Below are 13,362 nucleotides of genomic sequence, written 5' to 3' on the forward strand. Positions count from 1 at the left end.
GCGACGAAGCGACTGATCTCCACGTGATCGTCGTATTTACAGTCGATCACTGGTCGGAGAAATGCTGCCGAGCACTCACATCTAAAACCATTGATACGACTCAATCTGACGTCGTGAAAGTGTCCGGGCGGATCATAAAATCCCGGATTCTGATGAGTTGATCGGACCATCTCCAAAATCCTTGACGGCTGCGGTTCGCGAGGATACACTCCACCACTTATCGAACAATGGTTCTTTTATTTGAAATTGGTTATTGAAGCCCGTGAGTCTTCGGAATACCGAAATATTCTGTGAAATCGCAACGCAGCGCAGCTTTTCCCGGGCTGCGTCGGCGCGTCAAATTTCACAGCCGGCGGTGAGTCAGGCTCTCCAACAACTCGAAGACCAACTCGGCGTCGCTTTGATCGATCGATCGCAACGTCCGATCGGATTGACACCTGCTGGAACTGTTTATTTTGAACGATGCCAGAAATGGCTGGACGACTACCGGGAAATTGAAGACGCGGTCACACGATTCAGCGGTCGACTAACGGGTCGGGTTCGAGTCGCCTCGATTTATTCCGTCGGTCTGCTGCAAATGGCAGACTATGTGAGAAAGTTTCGCAGCGAATATCCCGATGTCGAATTGAGTCTGGACTACGTTCAACCCGACGAAGTTTACAATCGCGTGCTTCGGGATGAAGTGGAGCTCGGGATTGTTTCCTTCCCCAAAGATGGCGGGGACATTGGCTGCCTTCCGTGGATTGATCAGGAAATGGTTCTGGCAGTTGCTCCAGAACATCCGATTGCCGATCGGGAGTCGATCCGATTGACGGATCTCCAAGGACTCGATTTAGTTGCGTTCACACATGATTTGATGATCCGACGTGCCACTGAGAAATTACTGAGAAAATCGAACGTGACCATGCACGTCGTTCATCAGTTCGATAACCTTGAGACCGTCAAGCGGGCAGTCGAAATCAATTTGGGTGTGGCACTGTTACCGTTGGCCACACTTCGACGTGAACTGGAATTTGAAACTTTGCGTGCGATCCCTCTTTCAGACTGCACATTCGTGCGTCCCTTGGGAATTGTTCATAAACGTCACAAACACCTGTCTCGTGCTGCCGAGAAGTTCGTGGAGTTGCTTCACGAAGAGTCTCCTGAACACGAACCGGTGTCGCCATTCTCTACTGCCACCAGCAGTAGTTCCGCATAGCTGGGAGGTTCCTGGGGAACCAACCGAAACGGTCCGAACGCATGAGGCAACAGGGCCGATTTTCCGCTCGCAACGCGTCAATCAGGACGCCTGAGCAATGACGGAGCGAAGTGGACAAGTTCTTTGAGATGGGCTTCCGTGTTCGGGAACCATTCAGCAGTGGGATTTGTCCATCGCAATCAGAGTCCGGGTCGATATCGACATTCCACTCGGAACCTTTCACGACACATCGCGACTTGCTGACAGGCAAGTCAACCTGACCCCAACCGGTCTGATTTTCTGCATCTTCCGTCTGCGAAGAATGTGGAGATGGAGACCAAACGACCAAAGACTCAGGCTTTCCTGAGTTTTCAACCGAAAGCCGAACTACGCGTTGAGAGGCTTACCGGTTCCGGATTTGAGACAACAAAGGAATTGTGCATCATGGAAAATCTCTCCAACAATCAACTCGCTGGTTTTCCCGAACCGCAAGGGCTGTATCACCCTGACAACGAACACGATTCGTGTGGCGTTGGCTTTGTTGCACATATTAAGGGACAAGCTTCGCACCAGATCGTGCTGGATGCGGATCACATTCTGCGACACATGACTCACCGTGGAGCTTGTGGATGTGAAGAGAACACCGGGGACGGTGCCGGAATGCTCGTCGGCCTTCCGGACAAGTTCCTGCGTAAAGTCGTCAAGCAGGAACTCGGAGTCGACCTGCCTGAAGCTGGGCAATATGGGGCGGGAATTATCTTCCTTCCCAAGAACGAACAAGCCCGAGCTGATTTCAAATCAATCGTCGGTGATCTGATCAAAGAACAAGGTCAGACATTGATCGGGTGGCGGAAAGTTCCACAGCGAGCCGACGTGGCCAACATTGGACCATCTGCACGCGCCGCTGAGCCGCATATGGAAATGCTCTTAATCGGAGCCGCTCCGGGACTTAATTCCGAAGAGCTGGAACGACAGCTGTTCATCATCCGCAAGATGGCAAGCCATCGCATTCGCGAATCGGAACTCCCTCACGCTACGGAGTTCTATTCCTGTTCGCTCTCAACAAAGGTCATTGTCTACAAAGGGATGCTGACTCCAGATCAGATGCTTCCCTACTTCGAAGACCTGAACGATGCCGATTTTGAATCGCACCTCGCGATGGTTCACAGTCGATTCAGCACCAACACGTTCCCATCCTGGGACCGCGCTCAACCGTTGCGTTTCATGGCCCACAACGGCGAGATTAACACCGTTAAAGGCAACAGCAACTGGATGTACGCTCGACAGGGTGCGATGTCTTCGAAGTTGTTCGGCAACGATCTTAAGAAACTCTTCCCGATCATCGAAAAGCATTGCAGCGACTCGGGGAATTTCGACAACGCGATGGAACTTCTCTACCACTCGGGACGCACACTTCAGGAAGTGGCGATGATGATGATTCCCGAAGCCTGGCAGAATCATCACGAAATGTCCGAGGACAAGCGTTCGTTCTACGAGTACTTCTCGACAATGCAGGAACCATGGGACGGACCTGCGAGTGTCTCGTTCACAGACGGTCGCTTCATCGGTGCCAGCCTCGACCGAAACGGTCTGCGACCAAGTCGCTATTACGTGACTCACGATGATCGCGTGATCATGGCCAGCGAAGTCGGTGTGCTTCCCATCGATCCGAAGAATGTCAAAAGCAAAGGCCGACTACAGCCCGGAAAAATGTTCCTCGTCAACTTTGAAGAGGGACGACTCGTTCCCGATGAAGAGTTGAAGCACGATGTTGCTGGACGTCGCCCATACGGCGAGTGGCTGCAGCGACAACGCGTCGACTTGAACGAACTTGTCGACAACTGGGAGTCTAAGAAGGGAACCACTGAGCGAATCGAGTCAGAAAACCTGCTGAGCCAAATGCAGGCCTTCGGTTACACCACCGAAACGATGCAGTTCATGCTCATCCCTCTTCTCAATCAGAGAAAAGATCCCATCTACTCGATGGGCGATGACTCGTCGCTGGCTTGTCTCTCAGACAAACCACGCCTCCTTTACGATTACTTCAAACAACTCTTCGCACAGGTGACGAACCCCGCGATCGATTCGATTCGCGAGGAAGTCATTATGTCGCTGGAGTGCTACATCGGTCCGGAAGGAAATCTTCTCGACACAACAGAAGAACAGGCTCATCGCCTCCGCGTTCCTCATCCAATTTTGACGGATGAAGAAACGGCAGCCATTAAATCTCTCGACGGATACCGTGGATGGAAAACGAAGACCATCGACACCACCTGGGATCGTTCTGAGGGAACATCTGGCCTTCAGCCAGCCCTGAAGAGAATCTGTCAGGAAGTCGAACAGGCCATCGCAGATGGTTATAGCCTCGTCGTCCTCTCCGACCGAGCTTGTAGTGCCGATCGAGTGCCGATCAGCTCACTGCTCGTCACTGGAGCCGTTCACCATTATCTCGTTGGCAAAGAGCTTCGTACTCGAATCGGTTTGGTGATTGAATCGGGAGAAGCTCGGGAAGTTCATCACTTCTGCCTCCTGACAGGATACGGTGCCGATGCCATCAACCCATATGTCGCTTTCGAAGCCATTCGAGATGCGAAAGATCATGGGCATCTGAAGGAGTCCTACGACGAAGAAAAGATCGTGAAAACCTATCGCAAGGGCGTCTTCAAAGGGATGCTCAAGGTGATGGGTAAAATGGGAATTTCGACGCTGGCTTCTTACAAGGGAGCTCAAATCTTCGAAGCACTCGGCCTCGCCGATGATGTGATCGATACCTGCTTCCGAGGAACTGCAAGTCGAATTCAGGGAGTCAACTTCCGGATTCTGGCTGAGGAACATCTCCGACGCCATGAAATGGGATTCCCGGCCCGACACGAAAGCAAGCGTCTGCCTGTTCTTCCCAACATGGGACTGGTCCACTGGCGTCATGGGGGTGAAAAGCATGCTTGGAACCCAATGACAATTGCCGAAATCCAGCAGGCAGCTCGCGCTGGCGATCAAAACGCTTACGAGCGATTCGCCGAACTGGTCAACACCAGCAACCAGCGTCAGGGAACCCTGCGTGGACTGCTTCGCTTCCGCACCGGTCAGTCGATCCCACTGGACGAAGTTGAACCCGCCAAGGAGATCGTGAAACGATTCTGCTCGGGAGCGATGAGTTACGGATCGATCTCTGCGGAGTCACATGAGACTCTCGCCATCGCGATGAATCGCCTCGGCGGAAAGAGCAACACCGGTGAAGGTGGAGAAGACGCCCAGCGTTTCACTCCAATGCCGAACGGTGACAGCAAGCGATCTGCCATCAAGCAGGTGGCCTCCGGTCGCTTTGGTGTGACTTCATGGTACTTGACCAACGCTGATGAGATTCAGATCAAAGTTTCTCAGGGTGCCAAGCCGGGTGAAGGTGGAGAACTACCTGGCCACAAAGTGGACAAGATCATTGCTGCGACGCGTCACTCGACGCCCGGAGTCGGATTGATCAGTCCTCCGCCGCATCACGACATCTATTCCATCGAAGATTTGGCTCAGCTGATTTTCGACCTGAAGAACGCCAATCCTTCCGCTCGGATCAGTGTCAAACTGGTTTCCGAAGTCGGAGTCGGAACCATTGCAGCCGGTGTCGCCAAAGGACACTCGGACAAGATTCTGATTTCCGGCGATGGTGGAGGAACCGGGGCATCGCCACTGACATCCATCAAGCATGCCGGTCTGCCATGGGAACTCGGGATCGCCGAGACTCATCAGACTCTGGTCATGAACGACCTGCGAAGTCGCGTGGTTCTCGAAACCGACGGCCAAATCAAAACTGGCCGCGACGTCGTGATCGCAGCAATGTTGGGAGCTGAAGAATTCGGATTCGCAACAGCTCCGCTGATCACGATGGGTTGCATCATGATGCGTAAGTGTCATCTCAACACATGTCCTGTTGGTATTGCCACACAAGATCCGGAACTCCGCAAGTTGTTTGCAGGAAAACCGGAACACGTGGTCAACTACCTGTTCATGGTCGCTGAAGATACTCGCAAGATCATGGCGGAACTCGGCTTCCGCAAGATCAACGAGATGGTGGGACGTTCGGACATGCTCGAACTGAACACCGACATCGATCACTGGAAAGCGAAGCATCTCGACCTGTCCAAAATTCTGACTCCAGTCAAAAGTCCCTACCCGAATGCAGGGACTTACTGCCAGAAGTCACAGAATCACGGACTTGAGGAAACTCTCGACCAGTCGACTCTCATCCCGCAATGTCGCGAAGCGATTGAAAAGGGAGAGAAGATTCGTATCGAACTCGACATTCAAAACATCGATCGCGCCTTTGGAACGTCGATGAGTCATGAAGTTTCCAAGATCTGGAAGTTGAAAGGTCTACCCGAAGACACCATTCACCTCGTCTGCCACGGTTCCGCCGGTCAATCAATCGGTGCCTGGGCGACCAACGGTGTGACGATTGAAGTCATCGGAGATGCCAACGACTACTGCGGTAAGGGACTTTCCGGCGGTCGCCTGATTGTTTACCCATCACCGGACAGCAGCTTCCCGGCAGAAGACAACATCATCATCGGAAACGTTGCCCTTTACGGTGCAACTTCTGGCGAAGCCTTCTTCCGAGGAATTGCCGCCGAACGCTTCTGTGTTCGAAACTCAGGAGCAACAGCAGTCGTCGAGGGAGTTGGCGATCACGGTTGTGAATACATGACCGGTGGACGAGTCATCATTCTCGGCGAAACCGGACGCAACTTCGCAGCTGGAATGTCCGGCGGAATTGCCTACGTCTGGGATCCGAAACAGCGATTCCTCGAGAACTGCAACCTGGAACTCGTTGACCTCGAAAAAGTCGAAGGCTCTGAAGAAGCTGCCGAACTCAAAGATGTCATCGAACGCCATCAAAACTACACCGGTTCGACTCGAGCCGCTGAAATCCTCGACACGTGGGATACGTCTTTGGAGCAATTCGTCAAAGTGATGCCACGCGATTTCAAACGTGCGATGGAACAAATGGCACTTCAACAAGCAGATGTCAATTCTGCTTCAACGGAAGTTTCAGCGACATAATGTGTCACTAGCAACCAGTTCATGGAGTCGACGAGTTCAGCGACTTGTCGACTCCCGACTGGAATGCCGTTTCCATTTCCTCACGAAGCGAGAACATTTTCGAATTTGGTTTGCACTGACTCGCACGAGCAAACTCTGCTTTACAACAAGTGAGACCGCGCCAGCGAGTGCACAGGAAAGAGCAACTTGCTCTAGCACGACGAATGACTTTCGGGGCGAGCAACATTCTTCTCGGAACGATTCGAATCCAAAGACAACCGTATCAATGGTTCTGAAATAACGGAAAAGACAAATCATGGGAAAGCCAACCGGATTTAAGGAGTACGAGCGGCAGACAGCGAGCGAACGCCCGCCCAAAGAACGACTCGAAGACTGGAACGAATTCGCCAATCCAATCGAATTGAAAGTCCTGAAGCAGCAGGGAGCGCGCTGCATGGACTGCGGAATTCCGTTCTGCCATACCGGTGACATCATGGCCGGAATGGCGACAGGATGTCCGCTCCACAATCTGATTCCTGAGTGGAACGATCTCGTCTACCACAACGACTGGCAGGAAGCTCTCGACCGACTGCACAAGACGAATAACTTCCCGGAGTTCACCGGTCGCGTCTGCCCTGCTCCGTGCGAAGGTTCGTGCACTCTTGGGATCAACGAACCTCCCGTGGCAATCAAGACCATTGAGCGCAACATCGTTGATCGAGGTTTCGCCGAAGACTGGATTCGCCCGAATCCACCTAGCGAACGGACCGGCAAGAAGGTCGCTATCGTCGGTTCCGGCCCTGCTGGTTTAGCCGCGGCAGCCCAGCTGAACAGCGCAGGCCACCTGTGCACCGTTTATGAGAGATCCGATCGAATCGGCGGACTTCTCATGTACGGCATTCCGAACATGAAACTCGAGAAGTGGATTGTCGAACGGCGCATCGATCTGCTTCGAGCAGAAGGCGTCAAGTTCCTCACAGAGACCGAAATTGGCAAAGACGTTCCAGCTCAAGAACTGATGGACGAATTCGATGCCGTCGTTCTCGCAACAGGAGCCACGGTCCCGAACGACTTCTTCGCCCGGACTCCAGGTCGAGAGTTGAACGGAATTCACTTCGCGATGGAATTCCTACACGCCAACACGAAGAGCCTGCTCGACTCCGAGCTCAAAGATGGCAACTACATCTCGGCGAAAGACAAACACGTCGTCGTCATCGGCGGTGGAGATACAGGCAACGATTGCCTCGGAACAAGTTTGCGACACGGCTGTAAGAGCCTCGTCAACTTCGAGATCGTTCCTCAGTCTCCTGAGTCACGTGCATCGAACAATCCATGGCCACAATGGCCGAAGGTGCATCGAGTCGACTACGGACACGCCGAAGCTGCGGCTGTCTTCAACTACAAGTCCAATGGTCAAAAGACACTGGCCAATGACCCGCGTGAGTATGCAATTCAGACAACCGAATTCATCGGCGATGGAAATGGAAACCTGAAGGCGATCAAAACCCAACAGGTTGATTGGTCAAATCCGACAGCAAACGCCCCGTTCTCTCCGGTTCCCGGTTCAGAAAAAGAGTGGCCAGCAGATCTGTGCTTCATGGCACTCGGCTTCCGCGGACCTGAACAGATAATTGCCGAACAACTCGGAATTGAAGTCGACGCACGAAGCAACTTCAAAGCGACTTACGGAAAGTACGCCACCAATCTCGAAGGTGTGTTCGCCGCTGGTGACTGTCGACGCGGTCAAAGTCTGATCGTCTGGGCCATCAACGAAGGCCGAGAAGCTGCGCGCGAATGTGACCGCTACCTGATGGGCGTCACTGAATTGCCGTAATGCACTGAGCGTCGCTACCCCTTGAAAGGTCGACATGATTAAGGCCACTCGCCGCATTTAGACATCTTCAAGCGGATGCCTCCAGACATTCGCTTGATAGAAAGAGCGCGGGGAGCAACTCGACTTGATGAGTTCTTCAATCAGCTCCATACGTCGTTTGACGGTCGAGCTGATTGCATTTCCCGGACCGCATCGGCGAGTCGACGCATCGCTTCGTCGATCAATTCGACCGTCAAGACCCCATAGCTCAATCGCAACTGCGATCTGGGACGATCTTCCAGCGGGCCGGCGTAACACAATTCTCCAGGCACATACATCACGCCATGCTCGACAGCACGTGAGAAGAGCGGACTGTCAAACCCCGACTGAATCGACGCTGGAAGAGTCATCCAGACGTACAATCCCCCTTTGGGATGCACCCAACTCACTCCCGGCAGATCCGAAAAATACTTCTCAGCAGCGGCCAACATTGCATCACGCTTCAATCGGTATCCGTCGCGCACTTTCGCGAGATGCCCACGATACGCACCGCTTCGCAACACCTCTGCGATGAGTTTTTGATTGAAGTGAGCCGATCCGAAATCCTCATTCCCTTTTCGCTCGCAAATGGCGGTCACCAACTCTTTGGGGACGATTCCGAATCCAACTCGAATCCCCGGAGAGAACGTTTTTGAGAACGTCTGTGTGTAAATGACGCTCGACCGGTCTTGATCGAAACCCCACATGCTCGGGTGTTCTTCTCCATCGTATCGAAGCTCCCGATAGGCGGCGTCTTCCAAAACCAGAAGTCGATGTTCGCGAGAATACTTCTGAGCGATCTCGACAATCTGCTCGCGACGCGAAGTCGACAGACAAACACCGCTCGGGTTGTCGTAGTAGCTGACGACGTAAATCAACTTCACCCGATGCAGCTCCTCCATCGAAGCAATTTGCTCCAGAGCATGATCGAGTGCAGCGGGATCCATCCCCTCTTCATCCGACGGAATTGTGACTGTTCTCGCTCCCACTCCCGCGAGATTTCCTGCGAACACAAAATACGTCGGCCCAGCGACAAGACAGATGTCTCCGGGATCGAGCAGGGTTTCGCACACCAGCGACAACAGTTGCTGAGAACCGGTCGTCAGAATCATCTGACTGGCATCGATCCCGAGGTCTTCAACCGAGCACTTCTCCAACTCCGCAAAATAAGAAAGCAGCTCCGATCGAAGCTCAGCACTACCGGGGGTCGTTCCATACTGAAGCGCCCGCATCCCGGATTCTTTTGTCGCGAGAACCTGCTGTGAAGCTCGAAGCGTTTCCTCGACCGGGAGTGTCGCGGGATCGACCAAACCAGCTGCCAACGACAAGCAATCTGGATTTTCCACCCCCTGCTGCATCAGGAAGCTGATCGCCAGATCCTTGGTCATTTTGCTTCGCTGACTCATTAAGACGGGCAGTTCTGCGGATGTCTTCATAGTCTCGTCTCATCTCCAATTGTTTCGTCAAAATTCATTCTACGAACTTGCCCCGATCGTTTCAGCGACAGCTTCATCGATTCAACAACCGATGATGTGATCCACGTGAGCAAGCAAATCGCTGAGAAAACTGAGTCTCTTCTGAAGTGATTAAAATCTCATACCACCAGCTTGATCGTGCAAACTCGCAATGACCACTTCAATCCAACTTTGGTCCTCAAACTCGAAGTCTCACCGAACCTCCACTTGCTCACTCAGGTCATCGATAGTAAACTGCCCTCGGTCGCATAGCTCAGTTGGTTAGAGCGTCTGTCTTACAAACAGAAGGCCGCCAGTTCGAGTCTGGCTGTGACCACTTCTTTCTCTGACAGTTTTGTGTCAACACAAGTTCACTCAAAACTGAGACGGAACACCGAAAAGTCGTTCCGAATTCTTTGCGAGGCACTCTTCGCCTTGGTACCGGCAACGAAACAAATAGGCCCAGCTCAAATTTTGGACTTTGCGCGCACCGTTACCAAGATGCAACACTGCCCACCACTTTGTGAGCTACCACGCACAGCTTGAACAACCTGACCCACAGCAAGAGTCGAGTAGAGCGAGCGCAGAAGGTGTGACGGCCAGACCTCCTTTGGATGTGCATCGCAGCTCGGACGGCATCGCCAGACCGACCGCATAGACGGCGTCGATCGTCTCATCCAGCGGAATCGGATTCGGGTAGCCGCCGAGGACCAAATCGGCATTCACAAAAGCACTCGCTGCTGCTGTGCCGTTGCGTGTGTGGCAGGGAATCTCGACCATGCCGTGCAGTAAATCGCAAACGGTCCCCATTGTATTCTGAAATGAAATCGCGGCCGCATCACAGGCTTGACGGGCCGACCCACCCACAGCATCGACGATGGCTGCTGCTGCCATCGCTCCTGATGCTCCGATCTCAACCTGACATCCTGCGACTTCTGCAGCGAACGTGGCGCGGATGGCGAGAATTGAGCCAATCGCTCCGGCGGTTAAGAATGCTTTCGCGATTTGCTCGTCATCGAGGTTTCGTTCTTCGACGAGTGTCAGCAATGCGCCGGGTATCACGCCTGCTGAACCTCCCGTGGGGGCGGCGCAGACGACTCCCATTGCTCCGTCGACGTGCATGACCGCCATCGCTCGAGCAGCTGCGCGAGTATGTAAACTTCGCACGGACAGCTTTCCTTCTGACTCTGCAGCAAAGATCGCACCTGCACATGCAGGAAGAAGTTGCAGCCCTTTGAAGTCGAGTGCCAGCCCTCGCTCGACCGATTGAACCATGATGGAATAGCGTCTCAATGATTCGGCAATCACTTCATCGGGTGTTAGTCCGAGAAGATGGGATTCGTACTCGAGTGCCAACTGCCCTAAGCTGACTTGTCGCTCTTCACACATTTGAACGATCTGCGCAGCACTAGTGTAAATCGGCTCTTTCTGTTGAGGAAAATAGACGGGCGAGGATTCCCAAATTCGTATCTCCGGATCGCAATTCGCAAGTACTTTTCGCATCTCCAAACCAAGGGACTCGTGGCTGCTCCATGTGAGGCGAACGGTGCTTCCATCCGGATTGCCAGCTTGTTCCTCGATGTCTGTAAACTTCCTCGAAAGTAGATCCAACACTTCTGTTTTGTTTTCGCTTGAAGTCACAATAAGAGATTCCCATGCCGTTCCATTAAACAGTACGGGAACGTGATCAATATGAGTGATCTCGACCTCTCCTCCTCCGACTGAGCGGGCGACGATTTCCACGCGACGACCATCGTTCCCGGTGAGTTGCATTTCAACGGTGTTGGGATGGTCGGCGTGTTTCAGGGGCCGTACTTCGAATTGAAGATCGAGTCCGGTCGACGCCGCTTCGGCAAGCGATGAATGAAAGAGTTCGTCGGTGAGATCTTTGCCCATCAACCCCATGGCAAATCCGCGATCAGCACCTTGCGGAACGTAGGTCACACAATATGACCCGTTCGGGTCAAAGGCCAGAACGGCGCTGGCTGGGACGCTCCCGAGAATTGATCGTGCCATGCAGCCAATATGGTAAGCCCCAGCTGTGTGCGAGCTCGATGGACCACGCATGACGGGTCCCAGCACATGATTGAAAATACTGATCGTCTTCATGAGACAGGCCATCTCCGAATTAATGACGCTCGAGCTGGCGTCTGGTCACACCTGCAGCAACAGTTCTACAAATTCAGTTGCATCATCTCGTCCAATCGTGATCGAAAGGAGACGTCGACATCGTACCTGTTTTGATGTCATTCATCGATCACATTCTCGGTCTTCGCTGATTCATGAATTCTCTCAATGACATAGAAACATCGAGAACAAGAAGCAATTGATGCCGAGATGGCTTCGAACACAGAGTCGCGAGAGCAGCGGAAGCGGTCAGTTCTCTCCCATTGCAGCCATGAGCGCCTGCACTGTTTCTGGAGATGGTTTGAAAGATCCCGGGCGGTGACCTTCACCGATCAGAACTGGTGTCCAGCCAGATTTGTTCTTGTGATTCCAGAGCGCAGGATCGGCACCTTGAGCAGCGAGGAATTCGATCACTTCGGGAAAACACCGATAAGCAGCACCGTGCATTGCGGTCTCCCGGTTTTTGTCGACCGTATTCACATCGAGACCGTGAGCAATGAGATACTTCAAGGTCTCAATGACTTCAGGTTCCGTGCCAGCCTCTTCGCCGACTGCTCTCACTCCAACACCGGCTGCTGCCATCAACGCTGTACAGCCATCGACATTCGGAATCGTCGGATCTGCTCCGAGTTCCACGAGAAGTTTCAGATAGTCGAGGTCTGCGTTTTTGGATGCCAGTAGAAAAGGAGTCGCTCCCTCATGACTCAGAACAGCCCGCCCCTTTTTTCCGTCTTTCAATCTCAAATTCACGTCAGCCCCAGACGCGACGAGCGCTCGCACAAACTGCAATGACGTCAGATGCCCAGAACCTCGAGGAGGAGGATCGCCATCGGCTCCCTCTCCACGTGCAGGTTTTCGAACCCACGACATCGCATGCAGAGGTGCGAATCCACTTCTCTGGTCGTTGGGATCAGCTCCGGCTTCAATCAGCATCATTGCCAGTTCGAAGTGTCCACTTTCGACTGCGAGTGTGAGTGCTGAAGTTCCTTTGCGAGGCGCACGAGCCCCGGGCCTTGTTTGTTCCATGACTGCATTGACGTCGACGCCAGCAGCCAACAGCCGGTGAACAACATCCGCATGTCCATTCCGGGCAGCAAACATCATCGCTGTGAATCCTGACTTCAACGAGCGATTCAGATCGGCTCCGCCTTCGATCAAAGCGTCGACCGCTTGAACATTTCCTCTCGCTGCTGCCCACATCAATGCGGTTTGTCCACTCCGCTCAGCGACTTCGGGATTTGCCCCATGTTTCAGAAGATGCCGAATCCCCTCAGCAGATCCTGTCCGAGCTGCGATCATGAGTGGAGTTTCGCCGCCAGAAAGCTCGTAGGTTGCATCAGCGCCTGCTTCGAGCAGTGCCGCGATTGATTCCGCAGAACCGCTTTCGCATGCGATGATGAGTGGAGTAATTCCGTAACGAGTCTTGGAATTCGGATCGCTGTCTTTCAATAGAAGCAGTTTGACCACATCGACACGATCGCCGAAGACAGCCCAATGCAGAGCAGTCATTCCGTCGGGTTGACTGGCGGCGATGGGCGAGTTGCTTTCCAACAGCCGCGCGACTTCATCCCAATCCTGAGCTTCGGCCGCGTCAGGGAGAGCTGTCGAATTCGGATCAACTTCACCAGCGCAAGAATGCGTCGCGAATAGCCCGAAGGAGATTATCAAGACTGTCAGAAACAACGCTCGATTCATCCATCCACCCCACTTCGTTTGCATCG

General features: G+C 53.3%; 6 protein-coding genes and 1 tRNA gene. 4 read left to right on the forward strand and 3 right to left on the reverse strand.

All coding sequences use genetic code 11. The annotated features are described in order from the left end of the window. Positions 1 to 262 precede the first annotated feature (262 nt). From AB1L42_RS21270 to AB1L42_RS21280, 3 genes are all read left to right on the forward strand, one after another. Positions 263 to 1,198: a LysR family transcriptional regulator gene (locus tag AB1L42_RS21270; RefSeq protein ID WP_367061182.1), complete on the forward strand. Its 936-nt coding sequence runs from the start codon at positions 263 to 265 to the stop codon at positions 1,196 to 1,198. Positions 1,199 to 1,621: 423 nt separating this feature from the next. Next, the gene (gene gltB / locus AB1L42_RS21275; RefSeq protein ID WP_367061185.1) at positions 1,622 to 6,229 is read left to right on the forward strand and encodes a glutamate synthase large subunit; all 4,608 of its coding nucleotides are present in this window, start codon (positions 1,622 to 1,624) and stop codon (positions 6,227 to 6,229) included. A 295-nt stretch (positions 6,230 to 6,524) separates the two neighbouring features. After that, positions 6,525 to 8,042 carry a glutamate synthase subunit beta gene (locus tag AB1L42_RS21280; RefSeq protein WP_367061188.1) on the forward strand — a complete coding sequence of 506 codons (1,518 nt, stop codon included), beginning with the start codon at positions 6,525 to 6,527 and terminating at the stop codon, positions 8,040 to 8,042. Between the two features lie 140 nt (positions 8,043 to 8,182). On the opposite strand, the gene AB1L42_RS21285 is transcribed toward AB1L42_RS21280, so the two are convergent. Continuing rightward, a complete protein-coding gene (locus tag AB1L42_RS21285) occupies positions 8,183 to 9,496 on the reverse strand; it encodes a PLP-dependent aminotransferase family protein (protein ID WP_367061191.1) in 1,314 nt (437 codons plus the stop codon). 281 nt (positions 9,497 to 9,777) lie between these two features. Between AB1L42_RS21285 and AB1L42_RS21290 the strand changes: the two genes are divergently transcribed. Then, positions 9,778 to 9,851 (forward strand) — tRNA-Val (locus tag AB1L42_RS21290). A gap of 191 nt (positions 9,852 to 10,042) precedes the next feature. Here the strand turns inward: AB1L42_RS21290 and AB1L42_RS21295 are convergent. Further along, the gene (locus AB1L42_RS21295) at positions 10,043 to 11,623 is read right to left on the reverse strand and encodes an L-serine ammonia-lyase, iron-sulfur-dependent, subunit alpha (RefSeq protein ID WP_367061194.1); all 1,581 of its coding nucleotides are present in this window, start codon (positions 11,621 to 11,623) and stop codon (positions 10,043 to 10,045) included. Between the two features lie 267 nt (positions 11,624 to 11,890). Then, positions 11,891 to 13,360 (reverse strand): ankyrin repeat domain-containing protein, encoded by a 1,470-nt coding sequence (locus AB1L42_RS21300; protein ID WP_367061197.1) that lies wholly within the window; start codon positions 13,358 to 13,360, stop codon positions 11,891 to 11,893. Between the last annotated feature and the right edge of the window lie 2 nt (positions 13,361 to 13,362).

Source organism: Thalassoglobus sp. JC818, from assembly GCF_040717535.1.
Lineage (GTDB): Bacteria > Planctomycetota > Planctomycetia > Planctomycetales > Planctomycetaceae > Thalassoglobus.

Bases quoted from the DNA above. Each gene is read 5' to 3' on its own strand.
- AB1L42_RS21300 (WP_367061197.1), bottom strand. From the start codon at position 13,360: ATGCAAACGAAGTGGGGTGGATGGATGAATCGAGCGTTGTTTCTGACA.
- AB1L42_RS21280 (WP_367061188.1), top strand. From the start codon at position 6,525: ATGGGAAAGCCAACCGGATTTAAGGAGTACGAGCGGCAGACAGCGAGC.
- AB1L42_RS21295 (WP_367061194.1), bottom strand. From the start codon at position 11,623: ATGAAGACGATCAGTATTTTCAATCATGTGCTGGGACCCGTCATGCGT.
- AB1L42_RS21285 (WP_367061191.1), bottom strand. From the start codon at position 9,496: ATGAAGACATCCGCAGAACTGCCCGTCTTAATGAGTCAGCGAAGCAAA.
- gltB (WP_367061185.1), top strand. From the start codon at position 1,622: ATGGAAAATCTCTCCAACAATCAACTCGCTGGTTTTCCCGAACCGCAA.